The sequence below is a fragment of the Pseudomonadota bacterium genome (genome assembly GCA_018817425.1).
Lineage (GTDB): Bacteria > Desulfobacterota > Desulfobacteria > Desulfobacterales > RPRI01 > RPRI01.
In genome coordinates this window covers 72,652-95,644 of record JAHITX010000040.1, presented here as the reverse complement: position 1 = coordinate 95,644, position 22,993 = coordinate 72,652, and the positions used below count along the sequence as shown (strand labels likewise).

Sequence of the window (22,993 nt, the reverse complement as noted above, 5' to 3'; positions counted from 1 at the left end):
CATACCAACCCGGGCAGCGTTTTCTTATACTCTCTCAAGTAAAGCCAAAAAATTTATACATGATATTGTTTCCGTTAAACTAAATTACATAAAACTGTTTAAAGAAGTTAAAATAAGACTTATATCTTTTTACGTCATCAAATAATTATATATTACACATTAAGATGGGCTATATCAAATTAATATTATCTGTCAAGATTTTTTATACGTACAACAAGTTTTGTTTGATGGAATTCATTCTGTGAAAATTTCAAGTAGCCTTTATTTCCTATTGATTAATAATTGCAGATAATAAAATATGAAATATAATCGGTATAACCTATCACAGTGGAACAACAGTTTTGAGATTATTATTTTCTACTTCAAAAGAGATGATTCTCACATCTATTTCAAACAAATCCTTCAGATTATTTTCTGTAATCACATCTTGAGCATTGCCCACAACACCGTATTTTCCATTGCCCATCAGAAGTGCTTTGTCGGAAATTGACAGGGCATGGTCAGGAAAATGGGTAGTCATTACAACTGTGATATTCTTATCCTTGGATAGTTTGTTTAATACATTTAAAATTACCTTTTGATTTTTAAAATCCAAATGAGAAGTCGGCTCATCAAGTAAAAGCGCAACCGGTTCTGATGTCAAAGCTCTTGCTATCATAACAAGCTGTGCTTCCCCACCGCTGATGTTTGGATAGAGCCTGTTTGCCAAATAAGATATGCCCAAATTATCAATTGCTTCCTCTGCTATCTTAATATCTTTGGATGAAGGCGAATAAAACACATTAATATGCGGGGCTCTTCCCATGAGAACCATTTCCATTACCGTATAAGGAAAAGTCCAGTCTTGTTTCTGAGGCACATAGCCTATTTTCTTGCCGATTTCGTTTCTTTTTAGCGAGTTAATATTCTTTCCCTCAATATTTATTTCTCCTCTTTTGATTTGAAATAAGCCGTTTAAGCATTTAAGCAGCGTCGTTTTCCCGCAACCGTTTGGCCCAAGGATACTCAATATTTCACCTTTTTCTACTGAAAAGTATTTATCCTCAAATACATTCTTTTTTGCATCATAGCCAAATGCCACGTTTTTTACTTCAATTATCATACCCATCTACCTCCTGTCTTCTTCAGAAAAAAGGCAAAAAACGGCGCTCCGATAATAGCTGTAAGTATGCTTAAAGGAATTTCTACAGCCGTTGCTGATCTGGCTATGTCATCAATAATAAGAAGAGAAAGAGCCCCTATAGAAACACAGGCCGGCAATAAATTCTTGTGGTTGGGACCTACCAGCATTCTCGCTATATGCGGAATGACCAGTCCGATCCATCCGACTATTCCGCATAAAGATACCGAAGTGGCAGTTATAACCGTAGCTGACAAAATGACAACACGTTTCAACCACTTTGTATTAATACCCAATGCCTGGGCTTCTTCTTCACCCAATGACAATATATTTATTCTCCACCTCAGCAAAAGAAGCGTCAAGGTGCCAATTACAATTGGCGGAGCTGCAAGTAAAAGATCATCGTAGGAGGCCCCTGCCATGCTTCCCATGAGCCAGTAAACAATGGTAGGCAATTGGTCCTCCGGGTCCGCAACATATTTTACAAGTCCTATCAGGGCCGAAAAAAATGAGCTGATTATCACACCGATCAGTACAAGCATTAATAGCGAACTACCTGTTTTACTTTTGCTGATCAGATATGCTCCTGTCACTGCAACTATTCCAAAGCCAAAAGCAAACGATTGAACAACCAGTATTTTCCCTGATATCAGAATTCCCAGACAAGCACCAAATCCGGCTCCGGCTGAAACACCGAGTATATCAGGACTCACCAACGGATTACGGAAAAGCCCCTGGAATGAAGCTCCGGCAACAGACAAACCCGATCCCACAAGCATCGCCAATAACACGCGAGGGAGTCTTATATTAAGAATCACTGATTCCTCAATCAGGCTCCAGGTTGGTTTGATGGATAAAATCCGCGAGAGAAGAATGTTAAATCCGGTCTCAGGTGATATTGCATATCTTCCCATGCAAATAGAAATAAGCAGGGTTGTAATTGCCAGTGCTATCATAACAAATGGTGTTATCTTTATTTGGTTTCCTGTGATTCTCATAAATTTACTCTTTAGTAACAGTTATGTCCATGGGCCTCTTTCAGTCGAATGAACAGGGTGAAGAATTTTTACAATCTGTTTTTGAGATAAACTATAGTTATAGAATCTCAAGTAGTGATGCTTGATTTCTTCTTCTATTGTATAGTCATTAAATAGTTTCGGATAATGTTTCTGGGCCAGCCACTTTAACATGAGCGATGCATCTGCACTTGGAGGTACCCATCGGTATATTCCTGAAGGGATTTTATAAACTCTTTTTTCCTTTACTGCCCTAACTTTGCTCCAGTCCTGTCCTTTAACTGTATTATTCAGGATATCCTCCGGTAATGTATTGGAAAAGTTACTTATGTATATTATATCGGGATTCCATTTGTATATTTGCTCCATATTAAGAGCGGATATACCAGGTATGCTTTCTGCTACGTTTATGGCTCCTGTTGATTCCAGCCAAAACTGACTATAGTTGCCCTTGCCGGAACATATTTGTTTGTCACTATGATAGAATAAAAGAAGGGCTCTTGGTTTTTTATCCAGAGCTATATCTCTGATTCTGGAAGATATCATCTTCATGGTCTCGCGGTTATAATCAACCAGTTGCAACGTCCTTTCTTTTTCATCGAAAGTCTCTCCCAAAATATTTATCCATAAATGGAGAGTTTCCAAAGCATTTCCGCCTTTGACAGTGTGAACCGCTACCGCAGGTATATCAATTGATTCAAATTGTTCAGCCTGCTTAGGAAATAATCCCCAAAAGAAAATAATATCAGGCCTTAATTTTAGAAGCTCTTCTATGTTAAGATCTTTCCCTTTAACAAATCCTGTAGCTACATTCATCAACTCAGGGGCAAACACACCCAGCATTGAGACCTTCGCATTGCTTTTAGACTCGGGATGGATACCTGCAATTTTCCTGCATGAGCCGGTAACAACATAGTATAACGCCGGAAGCGGAAGGGGAACCATAATCACTCTATTGATATCTTTGGGTATTATTATCTCTTTTCCGTTTTGATCAATTATTGTATCAACTTTCGCATTTGAATTTGCTTTTAGCGCTGAAGATGATGTTGCGTGTTCTTGAGTTTTCTCCTTGTCGACACATCCAACGGCCAATGCCAGCGTCAGAAGCATAAGCAATACTATATTGATTGACACTTTTTGTACTTTATTGATTTTCATCTTTTATTTCTTTTAATTTTCTACTAAAATAGTTCGACCCATCATCGCCTATATAATCCAAGCTGCTGTCCCAGTGAAGACGACTGGAAACCGCAAGATGAGGAAACGTAATAAAGTAGCTTTTTTTTGCCGACACCGACAAATCATAGTATAACGGGTCGGCCACAATAACATCGAAATGATTCTCTATAGTCAGGTCAGTGAGGTCGTCTTCGCATTCAAAATGCAAGTCGCCCTTTTCCATAAGCGCCTGGTCCATACCAAAAAACGAACCCACAGTTACCTTTGCAATCTTCAAATCTATTCGCAGACAATCGCGAATGGCATTGCACATCACCTGTTCTCCTATTACTAGAACATTGCGAATACCTGCTACCGGATCATTACTAACCTGCTGCGTATCCGATTCAAACGCAAGACCAAGCATAGAATGGATAGTACTGATAAACTTAAGGGTTGATTTACGTCCTATGGGAATGCCTGCAAAATAAGGCACCCCATATTCGCGCTCCATATAACGAGCTGCTTCAAGACCGGAACGGGACACCACAATATTCAGACGAGCTTGGGCTGAGCACGCAATCTCATCGAGATTGGAGCCCATTGACCAGCAAGAAATTACCTTAAACCCGGAATCAGCCAATAGTGAAGTAAGCTTTTTCACTTGTCGGCCATTTCCCATATCAAGCGGAGTTGCCCCTATAATATTGATTCCAGCCTCAACAATAGTTGGGCCTGATTTTACAAAACGTCGGGCTATTTCCAAAAAAGCTAAAGATGCCCCATAATCATAATAATTCATTCCGGTTGTGTCGAACATGAGTGCCGGTATGCCTGTCCTTTGCGTAAGAATATGAGAAAGCGCTGCATAGTCGGTACCGATAACCATTGTGGTCGGGGTGCCGACAATGGCAACAAACTGTCGTTCAAGGCTGCAAACAGCATCTTCAAGCTTTTTTAGTACCTTCTCATCATCTCCTATAACAGTATCAATTTCTCTAAGTCCTGAACTGAACACAGCACTTGTACTGCCATACCAACGCGGTTCATCAAATCCGGTAAAGTTTCCGGTACAACCACCTGCATCATGGATTACTACTATTCCACCCAGTTCAAACAGCACTGAACAGACTCCTGAATAGTCAGGTGCAAATGGAGGTAATACTTTATATAGACCTTTCATTTAACTCTCCCTTTATATTACCATACCGGAAGCATACATCTGTTCTTTGTGATTCCGAGGGTTTTCAAGCGCCTTTACCATCTCTCGGAAAAGATATATTATTCCTTGGTACCCATATGGCTGTTTCTCAAGACCAAGTGGCACTGTTTTAGCCCCTGAGCAGAAGTAACCGGCGTCAAACCCTACTGTAAGATCCACTGTCAATTTATCCTTGATCAGGTTCGCCATGGTTGGATGGTTATTTGTAAATATTTTGACGTTCGGGTTATAAATCTTTAACCAATCTATATGTTCATCGTCGGAAACAAGAAGCAGGTCGGCAAAAATGTAAGGCACATGAAAACCATATTCAGTCAAAGCACGGGCAAGTTCAAATGGACTGGCATTCGCTGTTGAGCCCACCGCAACAGTTAGAGCCCCTAAAGTTTTTTTATAGGATTTGACAGTATCCCATGCTTCTTCACAATACCAATCAGTACTGAGCTTGACACCAAGAAACTTCTCCAGAGCGCTATATGTTTGCGCAATCGAATTAAAACTGTATGTAACCGGTGTAATACAATATGGGATTTGAAGTTTTTCCTTCATTAGTTCTGCCGCAAGGTAACCTCCGGGCTTAATGAGCAGGTTATGCGTTGACTTGCTCATTGAGCGAAACTCCTCCATCGTTTTGCAGGCCGCGACATGCCTGACTTTGGTAAAACCGGCGTCTGCCATTACCTTATAGAATTCACTCTCCGCATCTATGGGCGCAAAGCTTCCTATGATATTTAGCGCTCGCTCTTTAAAGTTTGAGCGTTCAAGAAAATCATAGACAGTCTGCTGCACAGTGAAGGTCGGCGGTTTTTTGGTATCCATAACGGGAGGGTTCATATGACAAATGCGCACCGGTATCCCATATCTGCTTTCCAATTGCTGAGTTAATCCGTCATAGTCCGAACCCAGCAAATCGTCAATGCAGGTAGCACAGATCAGCATTGCATTAGGACTGGGCCTGACAGTGGCCATGATTTCATCTACTGCACGGGGAATCATTTCCATGTGCTTGCCTGTTATGATGTCCATCTCACTTACATGCAATAAAAAGAGAGGCTTCTTAAAACCAAGCTGGATGCCGGCTATAGCCCCATGTCGTCCGCAGCCGGCGGGCGAAACAAACAGCATAACTGATTCGGGAACAAGCAGTCCCACACGGATGATACCCCAACCACCGGCGCTGGCAGGACAGTAGTGGAGATGATTGGGCGGCACCAACCTGTGTTGCCACTGTGTTTTGGTATTTTTAATTTCATCAATTGAAAGGTGGAATACATTACTGTTCATAATTCCTCCCTGTTCAAGGCTATGTGGTGGGCTATATCTAATATAATCCTTGAAACAGGCAAATCAGGATTACCCTGAACGACTGTCTTATTCTGCTGTTCGTAAAACGGTATCTGGTTATCGCGGGGAATATCACCAATAATATCAGCATTAATCTCTTTGGCGAACTTCCTGACAATTTCTTCTTCATCATCAATGTTACGACGGTTCAGAATTAAACCGCGCAATTTGGCGTAATTTCTATCAGCAAAGTTATCGATCGCCTTTTTAATGTTATCTGCAGCAAAGAGGGCCATTTTCTCGCCGGATGTGATAATAATAACCTCTTCAGCATATCCATTGCGTATGGGCATGGCGAACCCGCCGCAAACAACATCGCCAAGCACATCAAAAAGAACAAAATCGGGATTATATACATCAAAAGCATTCAATTCCTCAAGAAGGTTGAAGGTGGTTATGATCCCCCGTCCGGCACAGCCAAGTCCCGGTGTGGGGCCACCTGCCTCAACGCACAGGATGCCATTAACCCCTTCGGCTACAATATCTTTAAGCGAAGAACAACTTCCATGTTCTTTCAGGTATGTCATGACAGGAGTGACAGTGCGGCCGTCAGTAAGATTGATGGTGGAATCGGCTTTTGGATCACAGCCAATCTGCATTACCTTGTATCCGAGCATGGAGATAGCAACGGATAGGGAACTGGTAACAGTTGATTTGCCGATTCCCCCTTTTCCATAGAAAGCAATTTTTCGCATTTTGATTTACTCTTTATCTCTAAATGTTAATAATTTTATTACTAGTATTTTAAAATTAAACTGGCTCATTTATGCAGCTTTTTTAGAAACATACCTAAAACTCGGATTTCAGAGAGACAGATACGCAACGACCGGGTTCAAGCAACGGGTTTGTAATACTCCTCTCATATGTTATATCCTCAGGCGTTACGGGGCTGCTATATTTTTTATCCAGAATGTTTTCTAAAGCTATGCGCATTTGCATATCAGGCAAAGTGGATGATATCTCCCTGATACTAAATCCGCCGTATAGGTTTAATACGCTGTAAGAAGCAGTCTCACGCTCCTGTGTACTATCAATGCGATCTTTTCTAATTGACCACCTGTCAGTTACTTCAATATAATAAACTTTACTGTCAGGCGTGTAACGCACACCCACCAAACCGTTTAGAGGCGCAATATAAGATAAGGGTTTATTAGTTTTTGTATTTGTACCTCGCAGGTAAGCGGCATTCATAAATGCTTTCCAGCTACTGTCCAGTACTAATGTGGCATCAAGTTCAATACCTTTGATAGTTGCTTCGCCGATGTTCTGCGGTTGTAAGGCGTTTGTGCCGGGATAGATTGTGGATGCTACCTGCGTTCTGTTAATAAGATCCTCATACTCACTATAAAAGGCAGTTAAATTGGCTCTGATTTTTTGCAAACGCAAACGAGTGCCGATCTCATAAGTAATGCCTTTTTCCGGCTTAAGATCTGGATTTGGCTCGTAGCCTAAAAGCGTTCCGAATTTTTCAAAGGGAATTGGAACACGGTAGCTTGTATTTGCGTTTGCTGTAAAATGCATGATATTAAATGGCCGGTAAACCAAGCCCAAGCCACCAGTTATAGGACGGTCGGTAGTTGTATCTGAACCTGTAAAACCTGCGACCGTATCCGCAGTAGTGCGAAAGTAATCCGCGCGCCCGGATGCCGATACAGTCAACTTTTCGGAAGGATCCCAGTCATTGTGGACAAACAGACCGATATTGGTTTGGGTTTCAGCCGGGCTGGCTTCTCTCTTTAATGTAATTGAAGTTATATTCCCCAAGGAGTCATATTTTATAATGTCCTGCTTTAAGGTATCCCGGTCATCACGAAACCAATCAGTGCCTATAGTCAAAGTATTACTTTTTCCCCATGACCGCACACAAAAAAATTTTCCTCCTATTGATAGAGGGCCATCAACATAATTTACTGATTTCGTCAAACTTGATGATGGATTAACTTTTGGTCGTACCTCTCCATAATTATTAGTATCCAGATATCTTGCAAATATACTGGCCTCTATATGTTTCAAATCTAAGGCTTTATTGAGTCCTTCATAATGTAATTTAATCATCTTTTCGCGCAGAGGGTCCTGCCGACGAGTTTTGTATGGATAACCCGGCGCAGCTGAAAGGCCTCCTGCATAACCTTGTTCTATTTCTGCGAATTTTGCTGATAATTCAATCCGGTGACCTTGAGCCGGAGTATAGCCAAGTCTTAAATCTCCTGACCATGCTTCCATATCACTTTTAGGGATATCTCCTTCCGCACTTCTATAATCTTCCGCTTTTTTACCGGATACTCCCAGAAGCATATCAAAACCATTGCCCATGCCTTCAAGTTCAACAGAACCGCCTCTGAGATTGTTTACACTTGAATAATCCAATGATCTTAATCGCGGCTTTAAGGCAAACGGTTTGTTTATGTCACCTTCAGTTTTTCTGGTAATTATATTTATCAATCCGGCCATGGCATCTGTGCCATACATTGCAGAGGCAGGACCGCGGATAACTTCAATACGTTCAATACGGTTGGGGTCAATCAACATATATTCGAGGGTATTGCGCCCATGGAAACGATCCCCGTCAATAAAGAGAGGAGACTTTAAGTTGTTAGAGTTAAAACCCCGGACACTTAATTGTCCTCCTATTGGACCCGATTTTGATATAGATATGCCTGGAACTTCTCTATCCAATAATTCCATGACGCTTATGCTATTAGAGGTATCAATTGTTTCTTTATCTATAAGAGTTACCGGCTTTGATGTCATATCCACAGCTCTTTCCGTCCTGGTGGCAGTCACCACCACGTCTTCAAGAACTACCGGTTTTTCCATCATCTCTTTACTTTCCTCTTGTTCTGCAGCAATTGAAGTAGTTTGTGTGAAAATAATCACGCTAAAAATAATTAACCCGAATAGTTTTATCTTTAAATATTTAAGCATACGATCTTATTCTTCCTCCTCATTAGTTGGTAACAATGACAAAATCTGTCCTGACCCACACATATTGGAAAAAACTATCAGCTACTCCCGAGAGCATGGTATCAGTATCTGAAGAATCTTTCCGCTATACCGGCAAAGGCCGGAAATATGGATTCAATATCTTCTGTATATAGACTTTTGATAGCATAATGATTAAACGTTCGTTTTTTTATAGGCAAAAAAAATACTGCACCCAATACTCTATAAGATATATTTCTTCGAAGAAAAACATATCCTCTTTATAGTCGTCTCCTCTCCCACAGATATAAATCCCAGGATTTTATTCTATTGCATATTTCATTACTGCTTTTCCTGTTTTTTTTATTTCAGTAATTTATTACAGGAATTCGTGCCGGTAAATTCTACAGGCTCACCAAGTGTTTTTATTCAGAAAGGAGAGTATAATTTATATAAATCAACTTCAATGGGTGCACACATATTATGAAAGAACGATAAAAAGAAGAAGATAAGTAGAAATAATACCCATATTTTTTTGTAGATACCTTAAAAATATTCTTAAGTTGTTACTGGAATATAGTTAACTATCTATTGGATCATGCATATGTATATTTGATCATATCTATATATGCATACCTGAATATATCGCTATTATACTCATGTCCAATAGATAATAATTATATACTATATATTTACTATTTATTGTTTCTATGCTTTGTTTACTATTTTAATGGAATACATTGATAATATGCTAAGGGGTCAGCTTTGAATAAAAATTCCATGTGCATGGTGCGAAGTTATGAGGTGCGGCAGTAGATTTGAAAAGATATCTACAGACTATATGGATCGTGAAATGAGCAATCATGGGGATTTGGAGTTCGACCCGCATGAATGTGATCTTTCAGATCTGGCATTAGCTGCCATAACCCTTTCAGGATTTCCTTTAACTCTGGAAAAGGCAATTCCTGACGCCTATTTTGCACCTTAGGATGTTTCTGGCTGAAAGAGCACAAGAGGCAGGAGACCGAGAAACTTATTTGAAGTATTATTTTTCTCAGCAAACAGACCGTCTTACTTTAACTTCTTATAAAGAATTTGAAAAAGAATGCCGAAGTGAAGAATGGGAAAAATACGAGGCCAAAATACTTGACTTGTTGAAAAAAGATTTTAATATCCAGGCTGTAAAAATTTATTTGTATCGAAAAGAATATGGAAAAGCACTTCAGTTTTTCAAAACACATTCCGGATATAGTTATTATTACAATGTTAATTCCGAGGTGTTTTCTGTAGCAAAAGGACTTGAAGTTCGATATCCAACGCAAATACTTTTATTTTATAAGTTATCAGTTGGTAATCTTAACGTATCGACATCAAGAAAAGTCTATTCTGAAAATGCTGTAGCTGTCGCACGGGTGCGACGGGTTCTTGTTGATGTTATGAAAAGACCCGATGAATGGAAAAAATACGCATTGCCGATAAAATTAAACAATATAAAAAGACCAGCATTTCAGGAGGAATTCTCAAGAATTATTCCTGACTGGAAAAACTTATAGTATGTTTGATAGCATAGTCTTTTCATTTATCGTAGGTATAATAGAAAATTAAACCGCAACAGTGAGCGCATTCCCCGCAATTTTCGGCTGGGAATGCAAGCAAATCAGAAATCGAGCAAAAGTTATTACGATCGCTGTGAACACAGAGAAGTGTTTCAATTCGGTTATACGTATAGCTTCCTGTAACAAAGCAACCAGCAATTTTGGCAGGTGTACTTCCTTTCAAAGGATAATCCTTATTGACTGAAATTAGCAACACGACAGATGTCTAAGATCCACAAGGTTCCATTCAGTAATCAACGCAAACGAAATCAATTGGACAAAATCCTGTGTTATACGTAGTACGTGTTAACAGAACATAAATAGCAATTATAGAATAGCTCAGTAAAAATTTGACAAAAACTCTAAATTACTTTATAAATTAGCGAATTTTCATACAGTTTTTGTTTCCAACATCAAGTAAAGACATATTACGTATATTAATTGATATGCATTGAGAAATAATCATTATGCCAATAACACCAAAACTTACAGAGAATCAAAAGAAACGTTTATCAATCCTTGAGCCTAAGCTTAGAAATACCGTAAAGATTGGTAATTACAACTTAGCGAAAACCATTACTATAGATATTCAAGGAGTTCTTAGGCAAAGTGGGCATGAGACACGTTTAATGCAAGCAAAAAATTGGCTATTTGAAGCCGCCATGGAGGCAGGGCATCTCAAAATTGCTATCTCTGGGTTCCAAGGGATTAGAAAAAAGTGCAGTCCTCAAACTCGTGTATATCTTGAAGCTACGGCGTTGCAGGCCATTTGTTATATTAGGGAGGGACAATTAGATAAAGCGGAAAGAATGATTTCGGAAGTTCTTAATAAAAGCAAATATATTAGATCTGATAGGCGTCGAAGGCAATTTAAAAGACGAATTATTTTGAGATTCGAAGAAGAAGTAACTCTTTCAGCATTAAAAAACACGGGCGATGATCAATTAGATATTGATGAAATTGAAAATCAAGCTGGCTTAACGGTCCAAACTAAAAATGAAGATGAAATTTTAAGTGATCTTGGTCGTAACCTCCCAAGAAAAGTCATAAACGACCTATTAAGGATACATAATTTTTCAGGCAAAGAGCTGCCATACGATGAACGAAAACTATTGCCTGCTCCAGAAGAAATCATTGAAGAAAAAGCACTAGGTCGAACAGTTTTTTCGGCATTTAAAAGGGTTCTATGGCGGTCACTTTGTGATCCTGATAGTGATATTTACAAAGTTTGGTTCCATAATGGACTGTCATTCGTTTTAAACAAGAAATATTTAGGTATGGCAATTTCAGCAGCAATGGGGGGCTTGCATATCGGTATTAAAGCTTTAGCTATTTCTGCAACGGCCTTAATAATAAAAATGGGCATTGAAACCTATTGTACATTATACCAACCTAAAGGTGTAATGATAGAAATATCAGAAAAAGATTAAAACTGATGCATATCAAATTGCTGCATTAGACAGCCAGGGCGGGGCGCTCGTGGTAAAATGAAATATGGTGTTGCCCTGTCTGCTAATGAGCATAGTGTTATAAGAGAAAAAGTGAGAAAAATGAAAGGAATAAGATCATTCTTATTGGCTATTTTAATTCTTTATGGCTGTACTGCGGAGTCGGATACCCAAACACCAAATACAATCTCCGGTGTTCCTGCTGAAAACGAAATAGTAATGACCGAGGGTATGCAGATTACTGCCACAACACTCGGGGGGATGATTAAAGCTAATATAGGAGGAACGCTAAAAGATTTACATGCCTGGGAAGGGGGAACAATAACAATTACCGCTGGAAAAGGGCTAAAAAGATCATACACATGGGAAGGAGCAACACGCTCAGTTGTTATGCGGCCAAGGGGCGAACGTTGGTATGGTAGTATGGGTATTTATTATCCTGGACCAGGAAAACATTGGAAAGAGCACAACGAAATATCACGTGGTGTTTTTCAAGAAGGTCAACAGCATTTTGATACAACACAAGAAGCATTAGAATGGCTAAAAATGCCCAATCAGCATAATTGCGTATATAACAATGATGGTCTTGTTGTGTGTTATTCGAAAACTCTACAACGTCGCCAACTAAATGTAGATGTCTGGCAAATATTCGTTGGCGGTAAGATTATTTCGAAATATCAGGAAATTGATCGAGTCAAAGAAAATGAGCGAAGACATTATGAGCGTTTCCCAGGTACTCGTCTTGATGCTCCAGGAAATACACGACTAAAGAAAATTTGCCATGTTGGTGGTGAAAAACCAAAATCACTGCCGGGCAGTCAAGATTACAAAATTAAGGTAGAATTTCCACATTAAAAATCGCATAAATAGGCGCTGAAGCCAATAGCGGCTGGGCCGCTCCGGCTTAGCTTTTCGTTACTCTCTTTCTATCAGTAATAAACATTTTTCAAAGAATCCGATAGTATTTGTTTGTAGCATTTTAACCCGAAGTTACGTATCTGGTTATAACGGGTTATTAATGGAAGAAACTTGTTCTTTCTATATGGTGCAGATAAAATAGTTTCGAGTGTGCTCTGGCAGCTAAGACCGACGCACCACTGGTGTTATGAGCCCGTTTTGTAGCATGGTTCCGAGCGTTATGATTATTTTATTGGTGACAGTGTCCATGCCTGTTTGGCATGACCGATCCCGTTTAGGAGACTAAAGAAGTCAATCGACCCGGGCCAGAGCATTACCCAAAACCACCAGATGAGGAGCGATTTTATGCGCAGGATGAATGCAAAGCCAGGAAAAAAGTTGTCCAAGGGAAAGGCGTCTAATAGATTGCCGAAGCTTAATGTAGATGCCGCAGGTATTGATGTTGGTTCAGAGGAGCACTGGGTAGCTGTGCCAGAAGATCGCGCTGAACATCCTGTGCGGAGCTTCAAGTGTTTTACGGCGGATTTGCAGGATATGGAAAAAAGCCAGGGGTCAAGTCCGCTTTTGGCTCTTATTTTCCATATTAATAAGTTCATTTATACATTTTTTGAAATTTATGCACTGGCGTTATTCAAAATGGAACTAAATTTATTATCAAACCTTTTGAATTTTGTAATTCATTATCATGATTTGCGTTAGAAATCTACTATTTCAATGAAAATATTAGATCTATTTCTTTCAGGAAGCTTCAATAAAAAAACAGCATGAACATTTTTCAAGATCGCCTAACCTTCAGGATAAAGTCGAGGGAAATAATACTCCACCATGGATGCCGGAAAACCGAGCATTACAGGCCCTTTTTCCGAATCGGAAACTAAATATCCGTTTACCATTAAACTACTGACGACCCTACGTGCTGAACGTTCAGGCATTCCGATGATATTCGGTATTTCTCCGCGAGGGATTTCCCCGCGTAAAAATACATCTCTTAGTAAATGCCCTGATTCAGGTTTCAGTGCACCAAAAGAAACTTGGCGATCAACCACTGCTTGTATTCGTTTCTGCATTCCATCCAATTCCAAAAGGCCCGACATAAAGTCGATTTGGTCAATAGCAATTTTAAGAAAGAATTTACAAAACCCCAACAGTCCGGCTTGTGTCAAATTTCCTCGGCCATCCAGGTCTCCTCTGCGGGGTTGGTCTGCTCCTGCTAATGAAGCAAGGTAATCTTCCAGATTTCTTGCAAAACCCCGGGATACAGTCCACAAGCCGTGGCCATCTTTTTTTACCTTTTTAGGTAGGCATGAGTCATAAGTCGTGTAACTCTCCCATTGCCATCCAGAAAAGGATGAATCCATGTTGATCCTCCAAACATATACCAGTATATTGGCCGATCTAATAAACTAAAATAACAAGTTAAAACAAATCAAAAACAACCAAGCCCCCTATTCCCATCAAAGCGATTCCGATTATAATAAGACATCCACGTATTTTAAGAGATTTACTATTATTTTTCGTCAAAAGCATTTAACCTGTTAAAAATAGTGAATACTTGAATTATTCGGCAAACTTGATGGCGATATCTCTTAACTGTTCGTGGATTTCCAGAAAGGCATCCACAATATCGGGATCAAAGTGAGTCCCTTTGGCTTTTCTGATAATATGAACAGACATGGTATGTGGATATGGTGGCTTGTAAACCCTTTTGCTGATCAGGGCGTCATAGACATTTGACCTGCTTGGTATGGAAATGAAATCACCGGCCAACAGATTGCCTGCAAAAGTAGCTTGCACTTCCACTCCGGGAAATATCGGATCAAAAGGCGTTGTTCTCAATTCTTCCAGACCTACCACCTTTGCTCCGACAAATACTATTTTTTCACGGATTTTATCCGGTGAGATGATTTGATCAATGATATCGGCTGCCGATATATAATAGCTTACTTCCTTTATGGTTTATCTTTAACTGCTTTCAACACGTTAGATGAAAGCAGGCTGCTACAAATTCGGATTCTTTTTTCAGCTTATTGAATGTGACAACGGCATGCTCTGTTGGCAAAACTACAACACGGATGTTTTTTGCCTTAAGATCGGCAGTAAAACCGCGTACAGGCTTCATCATTCCCGGATCACCTGTTCCAACAACAAGAATGCCTGGAGTTGATTTGATAATCTCTTCTATATCAGAAACTGCAAGTACATGGCTGGCCTTTCGCCACCAGGGACTGATAATTTTACCATCGGACATGATAATTATATCCCTGGTATATGGATGACCGTTGATTATTATTTTACCAAATGAATAGGATTCAATCATAGTGTATGCCACTATCAATTATTAATATGAAGACAATGCAACCAGGTTCAGCCTGCATGCTTTTTAACCCATTCGACATACTTGTCTATCCAGTTTTGAAAAAACGGTTTGCTGTCTGCACTTATATCACCTGTATTGTCAAACAAACCATCTTGTACATGAATGAATGCTTCGGGTTGGCCAAGAACAAATACATCCAGACATGCAAGAACATTACGCAAATGTTGTTGCGCCAGTGCTGTACCGATAACTCCGATTGAAGCACCTATTACGCCGGCAGGCTTTTTTGCCCATGCGCTTTGTCCATAAGGACGTGAAGCATGGTCGATTGCATTCTTAAGCACACCGGGTATTGAACGGTTATATTCCGGCGTAACGAACAAAAGACCATCGGAACCTTTAATTTCGTTTTTCAGACGTTTGACGGATTCGGCTTGATTAGCGTCATCATCCTGGTTGTAGAGCGGAAGATCGCCTATTTGAATTTGTTTGAATGAAAACTCTGACGGAGCCAACTTTACTATAGCATTTGCTAATTTACGATTGAATGAATCTTGACGAAGGCTTCCTATGAAAACGGCAATATTGTATTTGCTCATAATTATACTCCTTTATGTGATTTTATCAAATTAACAGGATTCAATCATAGTACAATGCAACAAGCAGTTATAAATATATACAGAATTTAAGTCTTAGGTTTGATATTTGATATAGATTAAATGGCCCGATAAAAATAATAAGCCTGATTATTATGAAATTAAATATAATCTATTGAAAGATATTTTGCAATAAAAAGCAAGATTTTGAAATGATTTATTATTGTGCGGCCCTTTTATTAAAGGCCGCACATGTTTTTATATTACCCTTTTATGCTTCTTGGCAAAATCATATGATTTTGCGGGCAGATTGATTTTGGATTCTGATATGCTGAACCTGCAAAGGCTATAAGATATTTTCTTAATTCATTTAACTGAACAATTTCATCAAGAAGTCCGGTTTTTGCACAAAAATCAGGTCTTGAATAATCATAATATTTTTTTGCCAGCTCATTCATTTTATCTATAATCGGCTCAAGAGGTTTTCCGGCAGCTTTGTCTTTTACCAGTCTTCGCGAATATGTGGCTGCTGCTGCTGTTTCTCCATGCATAACATAAATCTCACTTGTAGCTGTTCCAAGCGTGAAGGCATTATGATCGTTTCCGGTCGGGCCCCCCATAAGATAGTGAGCTGCGGCCGAACCCTTTCTTAAGACAACAAGAATTTGCGGAACATCAGTTTGCTGTATGGAATAAATAAGAGACTGACCAAGGCCAAGAAGTTCCGCTTTTTCTGCAAGATCGCCCACGTCGATTCCGGTTGTATCCTGAAACCATAAGATAGGAAGCCTGTCACGGCCGCAAAGCGTTACAAACTCGTTCATCTTTATAAGCCCCTGCCTGTAGAGCTTTCCGCCTATACCCGGATAAGGGGCATATTCAGGATAATGTTCCCTTAAAAAACCCTGGTTATTTCCTATACAGCCAACAGGAAAACCATCAACTTTGCAAATACCTGTATATACTTCCGGGCCATATTCCGGACGATATTCCATATGCTCACTGCCATCAACAAGACGGGATAAGATATCTTTAAAATCATATGTTCTTTTTTGATTGAAAGGAAGTAAAGAGTAGAGATCATCAGTAGAATATTTAGGAGATTTAGGTTCCGCCACCCTGAAAAATTTTGGATTGTATGCGGGCATGTCTCTCATATAATCTTTAAGACCATCCAGTACTCCTGTTTCTTCTTCAAAAACATAACGGAAGAAGCCAGTTTCATTATAATGAATATCAACAGATCCGGGCGGTTTTTCCTTAAACTGCTTTGCAGCCGCTATCAAAGCTTCAGCACCTTCTAAATCAAAATTACCCTTGGGTGACATTCCGCTTAATATGCCTCCTCCTCCGACCGCAATATTACAATTTTTATGAGCAAATAAAACAGTAGGGCTTATTCCCTGGTAGCCGCCTCCAGCCGGATTAGTGCCATATATACCGGCTAAAACAGGTATTCCCATTGTTTCAAGCTCAGCATGTCTGTAAAATGGTGTTCCGGAGCCACGACGGCCTCCATAAAATTTTTCCTGTTCGGGCAATTGGACACCGCTACAGTTTACTAGCCAGACAAGAGGGATATTAAGTCTTTTTGACAGATCAGTCACACGAAGTATATTTTCAGATTGTCCCGGCAGCCATGCCCCTGCCATCACTTTATTGTCAAACCCTATGATTACCGCCCATTTGCCGGATATTTTTCCTATACCATCAATGACATTGGTTGTTCCCTCAGGGATATTCATAGGATTATATATGGTGTGCAGAGGGCACCATGTTCCAGGATCAACCAGATATGCAAGTCTTTGCCAGACTGTCATCTCGCCTCTCTGATTAATTTTTTCGGTTGGGAAGCCCGCGTTTTTTACCTTTTCAACCTCATCCCTGATTTGTTTTTCAACTTCTTTTATCTGTTCAACATTTTCCTTGCTGCTTTTTTTATGCCCTTCGGTAAGTTCTCTGCCTAAATCGGGCATTTTTTCAAAATAAGGTCTCATGTTCTAACTCCCGTTAAAAACTTTCACATTTATACAATAAGTGCAATCACTGCACGATTTATTAATATCGTCTGCATATAACAAAGATATTATTTAAAGATTCCCCAATACAAAAATCGGGGAATCTTTGACCATTCATTTAATAGGCCACATTCCTTTTTCTTCCAGAACAGCTCTTAATACTTTCAAAGCCGAATTCATTGCCGGAACACCTCCGTAAGTACTGGTCTGAAATATTACCTCAGCAATTTCTTCCGGAGCGCATCCGACATTAAGCGCAGCCTGTATATGAAGTTTTAATTCATCAAGGTGCGATAAAACAGTAAGCACTGCAACTGTAACAAGCTGTCTTGTGGTATGGGGAATCTTTTCCCTTGCGTACATCCGCCCTGTAATAAAAAGAGAAAGTTCATTTGCAAGCTTTTTATCAAAAGACTTCCAAAGCTCGTAAGGCCTTTCTCCTTCTACATCTTTAAAATAAAGAGCGGCGGTTTTTTTCGTTTTTTCAAAAACATCGTCTTCCAAGATCAAATTCCCCTTTTAAAAATACTATCTGTTTGCCTTTCTGATTCCAAGCTGATCCTGGGCTATTATCCACTTGCAGATATTTGCCGATCCTTCGACCATTGTATATGTCGGAGCATCTCTGTAGTAACGGGCAACTGGATATTCGGTTGAATAACCGTAAGCACCTAAAATACGCATAGCATAGTTTGCACATTTAACTGCAGTTTCACCGGCAAAATACTTGGCCTGAGCCACTTCAAGCCCGTTATTCAAATTGCCTTCATCTTTTGTGCAAGCCGCTCTATAAACCAGAAAGCGGGCAGCCTCTATCTCTGCATTCATCTGGCCTACCATATCCTGATTCATCTGGAATTTACCGATTTCCTGGCCGAACTGTTTTCTTTCCATGGCATATTTTGTCACAACATCAAGACATGCCTGAGCAAGACCGACGGCTCCAGCTGCGGCAGAAAGACGCGTCTGATTAAGCGATCCGAAAACGATCTTTGTTCCGTCGCCGGGTTTTCCAATAATGTTTTCTTTGGGTACTTTTGTGTCTACAAGATAAATTTCTCCGGTGGGTGAAGATCTTGAACCCATCTTATCCAGATCTGTTGTACTAATACCGTTAAAATTCTTTAACTCAACAACAAACGCCGAAAGGCCCTTAGCCCCGGCGGCTTTATCGGTATAGGCATAAAAGATTACCGCATCTCCGACATTGGCATTTGATATCCATGTTTTGGAGCCGTTTAGCAACCAATGGTCGCCTTTATCTTCCGCTATGGATTTAATGGCCATTACATCCGAACCGGCATCAGGTTCCGTTATTGCAAATCCGCCCACATACTCGGCACTGACAAGTTTGGATATATATTTCTTTTTTAGTTCTTCAGAACCATACTTATAGATTGTGTAAGCACATCCAAGGGTTTGCATATTGACCTGAACCCGCAGCGAGCTTGATCCCCTTGCTATTTCCTCTGTTACAATCATTGCAGCCAGCCAGCCCATTTCCGAACCGCCGTATTCTTCCGGAATGACCGTACCAAAAAAGCCAAGTTCTCCCATTGGCTTTACAACTTCATTATATGGGAAATAATGATTCATATCCCATTCATCAGCAAACGGGGCGATTTTTTCATCTGCAAAATCACGCACCGTGTCTTTAAGCATTTGAAGTTCTTCTGATAATTTAAAATCCATTTTCTCCTCCTGACAATATTTATTTTACATATTTTAAATTAAGTCTTCCATTAATTATAAATATTTATCATATGACAGAAAAAAGCATGTCCTGTCAATGTACTTTTTAAAGCCTGGCATTTCATGCGGATCAAGGATGATAGGCAGGAAACTTTATTGGAAATGATGTATTTAATAATAACCGTCCTTGTTTTCATTCAAGAACAGTTTTATTATGCAATCTTTTTTCCGGGCAGTGGCGCTCCTACCGTGTAGACCTCATCAACTTTTATGGTTCCAACCGCTTTTACATTCATCTTCTTTTGCATTGCATTTTCAGAAAATTTATCAAAAAGTTTTCCGCTGGTCAAAAATCCCTGAAATGTTCCCTTGACCTGAAAGCCTACTCCAGGCTCCGCTCCAAGAGCAAGAGCTGCTACTTTATTATTTATTTCCAGGTTTTTATTGGTTTTACCGCCAAATATATCGGCAAAGGCTATAGTTTCTTCATCTATTGCTCTTAAACTACCCTTTGGCACTACATTTATTTCCGAAAGTGTACCGGCTGTGGCCAGAACTTTAGTGCTTTTAAGGTCATTAAATACATCCATAACTTCTTTGGGCATTTTAGCCATAACATTTGTCTCCTTTTTTTTTGTTATCAACAATCACCATTGTATTTATTTTATTTATCAAGAATTTTTACAATTCTCCTATTTATTTTATTCTTGTTTTTCATATTTTCATCCGCACTGATTATTTTGAGACGATTTTGTGCAAATTGCTGAATACATGCTGGATATAGTTCCCATTCAAGAGTAAGCCCCTTTTTCTTAATTGAATCTAAAGTATCATCTTCATTTATATCAAAAGCTCTTTGGCCAATGATAGGTCCTGAATCTTCACCATAATCTATAAAATGAACTGTGCATCCACCTACTTTTGCTCCATATCGGAATGTATCACCATAACCGTCAACACCCGGAAAAGAAGGAAGTAATGCAGGATGTATGTTCATAATACGCGGACTTTTCGGATCTATGTTGATCCTGTCGATAAAATATGGAGTCAGATTTCGCATAAAACCGGCAAGCACCAAAAGGTCAAAAGGATAAGCTTTCATTTTTTCAAGAAGTTTTGCTTCGGCAATTACCCTTGTATAAATAAATTTCTTTATCTTCTGCAAATCCATATTTTCGGAAAAGATGGATAGTTTGGAGATAACATCCTTTTCTTCAAAATCATCTGGCAATTTCATACTATCCGGGTTTTTCTTGAAATTCTTGATAATGGAATCGTAATCAACCTCAAATGTCGGGATATTATGCTTTGAGGCCCTTTCAAGACCCTTTGCTAAAGGATTGTCAGAGCCAACAAACACCATTTCACCTTCAATCATGCCCTGCTCACAGGAATCAATTATAGCTTGCAAATTTGTTCCGCTTCCTGATATTAAAGCGCCTATACGGATTAAATTTCCCATGCAAAAGCCTCCAATGCAAATACGACAACCGGTTAGTTATTAATTAGAATTTTATTTTAAAATGACACTGTTGACAAGATCAAAACATAGAAGTATAAATTAATAAAACAATTTTTTATTTTTATAGAAAGGAAAAATGCCATGTCAGAAGAAATTCTTGAAATAAGCGATGAAAGTTTTGAGTCGGAAGTCATGCAATCAGAAAAACCTGTACTGGTCGATTTTTGGGCTCCATGGTGCGGTCCATGTAAAGCTATAGGTCCCATAGTAGAAGAACTTGCCACAGATTTTGCTGATAAAGTCAAATTCGTAAAATGCAATATCGACAACAATCCTCTTTCTCCTGCAAAATTTGGAATAAAAGCAATTCCTACTCTTATTGTCTTCAAACAGGGAAAAATTGTTGATCAAATTACCGGCATGACAGCAAAGTCCAAGCTGGAAAAAACAATAAACAGCATTTTATAACAGATTAATACAACTATGGAAAAAGCTGACTATGACCTTGTTATAATAGGTGGGGGTCCTGCCGGACTTACGGCCGGAATTTATGCCGCTCGTGCAAAACTCAATGTAGTTCTTTTTGAAAAACTTGTACCGGGTGGGCAGATAATAATTACCGATTGGATAGAAAATTATCCGGGCTTTCCTGATGGAATAAGCGGAACAGATCTTATTGATAAAATGGTAGAACAGGCTAAAAGGCTTGGTCTTAAGATAGAAAGCAATGAAGTACTTTCACTGGATCTTTCTCAAAAAGTTAAAAAAATAATTTTAGATGATAAAGAAGTGAAATCTCATGCTGTGATAATAGCCACCGGCGCTCATCCCAGAAACCTTGATGTGCCGGGAGAAGCTCTTTTTCATGGAAGAGGAATCTCTTTTTGTGCCACCTGCGACGGTCCGTTTTACAGAGACAAAATAGTAGCAGCTGTTGGTGGCGGGGATACTGCCGTACAGGAAAGTATATTTCTTACAAAATTTGCTAAAAAAGTATATCTTATTCACAGACGAGACAGCTTAAGAGCAACAAAGATTTTGCAGGAGCGGGCTTTTGCCAATGAAAAAATAGAATTCATTTGGGATTCTGTTGTAACCGGCATTAAGGGTAAAAACGGTCTTGATAAAATAGTTGTAGAAAATGTTAAAACAAAAGAAGCTAACGAGCTTGCTGTTGACGGATGTTTTGTATGGATTGGGATTTTACCCAATACCGATTTTATTAAAAATGCATTGGAACTTGATGATTACGGGTTCATAATAGCAAATGATAAAATGGAAACTTCGGTTCCAGGTGTTTTCGCTGCGGGCGATGGGCGAAAAACTCCTTTGCGTCAGGTTGCAACCGCTGTTGGAGATGCTGCAATAGCCGCATTTTCTGCAGAACAATATATTGAAAGCATTAAATAGTGAATGATAAAATCAAATACGTAATTTTGTTATTTTTGGTTATAGCTATTGCCTGCCAGGGATGTGCATCTATTGATACCAAGAAAGATAAACCTGCTAAAGAATACGCAGATGAAGGTATGGAATCTTATAATGATAAAGACTACAAATATGCTATAGAGTCTTTTCAAAAAATAAAAGACTGGTATCCTTTCAGTAAATATTCAGTTCTTGCAGATCTTAAAATAGCAGATTCACATTACAAATTAAAACAATATAATGAAGCAGTTGCAGCATATGAAGAGTTTGAAAAACTTCATCCGGCTAATGAATCAGTACCATATGTGATCTTTCAGACGGGCTTGTGTTATTTTGAACAGGTCAACACTCCTGACAGGCAACAGGCAACAGCAAGAAAAACCATTGAAACATTTAATCGTTTGAATAAACTGTTTCCAAAAAATGAATACTCATTAAAAACAAGTACATATATAAATAAATGCTATAAAAGTATCGCGAAATCTGAATTAGGGATCGGCCTTTTCTATTATAAATCAAAACACTACAAGGCTGCTTTGCATCGTTTTAAGAATGTAATCACAAGATATCCCGATACAGGAGCCCACCATGAGGCTATTACATACATAGCCAAGTGTGAAACCGCCATAATAAAAAAATAGCAAAAAAATGCTTTACACTCAATTGGTTTTGGTGTATCAGCGCATATCCTGTTTTAAAATGGGATATAAGGTATAATAACATATAAGTTTCAA

At 39.1% G+C, this 22,993-nt stretch carries 23 protein-coding genes and 2 pseudogenes; 8 read left to right on the top strand and 17 right to left on the bottom strand.

Annotated features, from left to right (window positions below; all coding sequences use genetic code 11):
- Positions 1–322: 322 nt before the first annotated feature.
- From KKC46_08490 to KKC46_08460, 7 genes are all read right to left on the bottom strand, one after another.
- Complete coding sequence (locus KKC46_08490) at positions 323–1,102, bottom strand: ABC transporter ATP-binding protein (GenBank protein MBU1053853.1); 780 nt, start codon at positions 1,100–1,102, stop codon at positions 323–325.
- Positions 1,099–2,118, bottom strand: coding sequence for an iron ABC transporter permease (locus KKC46_08485; GenBank protein ID MBU1053852.1), 1,020 nt, complete (start codon positions 2,116–2,118; stop codon positions 1,099–1,101). Before KKC46_08485 ends, KKC46_08490 begins: the two co-directional genes overlap by 4 nt.
- A gap of 21 nt (positions 2,119–2,139) precedes the next feature.
- A complete protein-coding gene (locus tag KKC46_08480; GenBank protein ID MBU1053851.1) occupies positions 2,140–3,297 on the bottom strand; it encodes an ABC transporter substrate-binding protein in 1,158 nt (385 codons plus the stop codon).
- Positions 3,284–4,480, bottom strand: coding sequence for an oxidoreductase (locus KKC46_08475; protein ID MBU1053850.1), 1,197 nt, complete (start codon positions 4,478–4,480; stop codon positions 3,284–3,286). The genes KKC46_08480 and KKC46_08475 overlap by 14 nt, the downstream gene beginning before the upstream one ends.
- A 12-nt stretch (positions 4,481–4,492) precedes the next feature.
- Positions 4,493–5,803 carry a nitrogenase component 1 gene (locus tag KKC46_08470; GenBank protein ID MBU1053849.1) on the bottom strand — a complete coding sequence of 437 codons (1,311 nt, stop codon included), beginning with the start codon at positions 5,801–5,803 and terminating at the stop codon, positions 4,493–4,495.
- On the bottom strand, positions 5,800–6,558 hold the full coding sequence (locus KKC46_08465; GenBank protein ID MBU1053848.1) for an AAA family ATPase: 759 nt from the start codon (positions 6,556–6,558) through the stop codon (positions 5,800–5,802). The genes KKC46_08470 and KKC46_08465 overlap by 4 nt, the downstream gene beginning before the upstream one ends.
- 94 nt (positions 6,559–6,652) lie before the next feature.
- Positions 6,653–8,788 (bottom strand): TonB-dependent receptor, encoded by a 2,136-nt coding sequence (locus tag KKC46_08460; GenBank protein MBU1053847.1) that lies wholly within the window; start codon positions 8,786–8,788, stop codon positions 6,653–6,655.
- A gap of 796 nt (positions 8,789–9,584) precedes the next feature.
- Between KKC46_08460 and KKC46_08455 the strand changes: the two genes are divergently transcribed.
- From KKC46_08455 to KKC46_08435, 5 genes and pseudogenes are all read left to right on the top strand, one after another.
- On the top strand, positions 9,585–9,773 hold the full coding sequence (locus KKC46_08455) for a hypothetical protein (protein ID MBU1053846.1): 189 nt from the start codon (positions 9,585–9,587) through the stop codon (positions 9,771–9,773).
- A gap of 49 nt (positions 9,774–9,822) precedes the next feature.
- Entirely contained in the window at positions 9,823–10,338 is a 516-nt protein-coding gene (locus tag KKC46_08450) for a hypothetical protein (GenBank protein MBU1053845.1), read from the top strand.
- 509 nt (positions 10,339–10,847) lie between these two features.
- Entirely contained in the window at positions 10,848–11,810 is a 963-nt protein-coding gene (locus KKC46_08445; GenBank protein MBU1053844.1) for a hypothetical protein, read from the top strand.
- Positions 11,811–11,867: 57 nt separating this feature from the next.
- Complete coding sequence (locus KKC46_08440; GenBank protein ID MBU1053843.1) at positions 11,868–12,683, top strand: hypothetical protein; 816 nt, start codon at positions 11,868–11,870, stop codon at positions 12,681–12,683.
- 441 nt (positions 12,684–13,124) lie between these two features.
- Positions 13,125–13,274: pseudogene (locus KKC46_08435) on the top strand (IS110 family transposase).
- Between the two features lie 257 nt (positions 13,275–13,531).
- Here KKC46_08435 and KKC46_08430 read toward each other — a convergent pair.
- The 10 genes and pseudogenes from KKC46_08430 to purN form a co-directional block, all read right to left on the bottom strand.
- The gene (locus KKC46_08430; protein MBU1053842.1) at positions 13,532–14,014 is read right to left on the bottom strand and encodes a hypothetical protein; all 483 of its coding nucleotides are present in this window, start codon (positions 14,012–14,014) and stop codon (positions 13,532–13,534) included.
- A gap of 17 nt (positions 14,015–14,031) precedes the next feature.
- Positions 14,032–14,121: a Fic family protein gene (locus KKC46_08425; protein ID MBU1053841.1), complete on the bottom strand. Its 90-nt coding sequence runs from the start codon at positions 14,119–14,121 to the stop codon at positions 14,032–14,034.
- 365 nt (positions 14,122–14,486) lie between these two features.
- Positions 14,487–14,699: pseudogene (locus tag KKC46_08420) on the bottom strand (CHASE2 domain-containing protein).
- A 19-nt stretch (positions 14,700–14,718) separates the two neighbouring features.
- Positions 14,719–15,063 carry a hypothetical protein gene (locus KKC46_08415; protein MBU1053840.1) on the bottom strand — a complete coding sequence of 115 codons (345 nt, stop codon included), beginning with the start codon at positions 15,061–15,063 and terminating at the stop codon, positions 14,719–14,721.
- A gap of 47 nt (positions 15,064–15,110) precedes the next feature.
- The gene (locus tag KKC46_08410; GenBank protein ID MBU1053839.1) at positions 15,111–15,662 is read right to left on the bottom strand and encodes an NAD(P)H-dependent oxidoreductase; all 552 of its coding nucleotides are present in this window, start codon (positions 15,660–15,662) and stop codon (positions 15,111–15,113) included.
- Between the two features lie 260 nt (positions 15,663–15,922).
- Complete coding sequence (locus KKC46_08405; GenBank protein ID MBU1053838.1) at positions 15,923–17,656, bottom strand: glutaconyl-CoA decarboxylase subunit alpha; 1,734 nt, start codon at positions 17,654–17,656, stop codon at positions 15,923–15,925.
- A gap of 135 nt (positions 17,657–17,791) precedes the next feature.
- The gene (locus KKC46_08400; protein MBU1053837.1) at positions 17,792–18,184 is read right to left on the bottom strand and encodes a carboxymuconolactone decarboxylase family protein; all 393 of its coding nucleotides are present in this window, start codon (positions 18,182–18,184) and stop codon (positions 17,792–17,794) included.
- 21 nt (positions 18,185–18,205) lie between these two features.
- Positions 18,206–19,369 carry an acyl-CoA dehydrogenase family protein gene (locus KKC46_08395; protein ID MBU1053836.1) on the bottom strand — a complete coding sequence of 388 codons (1,164 nt, stop codon included), beginning with the start codon at positions 19,367–19,369 and terminating at the stop codon, positions 18,206–18,208.
- 212 nt (positions 19,370–19,581) lie between these two features.
- Positions 19,582–19,983, bottom strand: a complete 402-nt coding sequence (locus KKC46_08390; protein ID MBU1053835.1) for a pyridoxamine 5'-phosphate oxidase family protein — start codon at positions 19,981–19,983, stop codon at positions 19,582–19,584.
- A gap of 50 nt (positions 19,984–20,033) precedes the next feature.
- The gene (gene purN, locus KKC46_08385) at positions 20,034–20,831 is read right to left on the bottom strand and encodes a phosphoribosylglycinamide formyltransferase (GenBank protein MBU1053834.1); all 798 of its coding nucleotides are present in this window, start codon (positions 20,829–20,831) and stop codon (positions 20,034–20,036) included.
- Positions 20,832–20,972: 141 nt separating this feature from the next.
- On the opposite strand from purN, the gene trxA reads away from it, so the two are divergent.
- Genes trxA through KKC46_08370 form a run of 3 tightly spaced genes read left to right on the top strand, consistent with a single transcriptional unit; the run spans position 20,973 to position 22,900 of the window.
- Complete coding sequence (gene trxA / locus KKC46_08380) at positions 20,973–21,299, top strand: thioredoxin (protein MBU1053833.1); 327 nt, start codon at positions 20,973–20,975, stop codon at positions 21,297–21,299.
- A 15-nt stretch (positions 21,300–21,314) separates the two neighbouring features.
- A complete protein-coding gene (gene trxB / locus KKC46_08375; GenBank protein ID MBU1053832.1) occupies positions 21,315–22,241 on the top strand; it encodes a thioredoxin-disulfide reductase in 927 nt (308 codons plus the stop codon).
- Positions 22,241–22,900: an outer membrane protein assembly factor BamD gene (locus KKC46_08370; protein MBU1053831.1), complete on the top strand. Its 660-nt coding sequence runs from the start codon at positions 22,241–22,243 to the stop codon at positions 22,898–22,900. The genes trxB and KKC46_08370 overlap by 1 nt, the downstream gene beginning before the upstream one ends.
- The last annotated feature ends 93 nt before the right edge of the window (positions 22,901–22,993 follow it).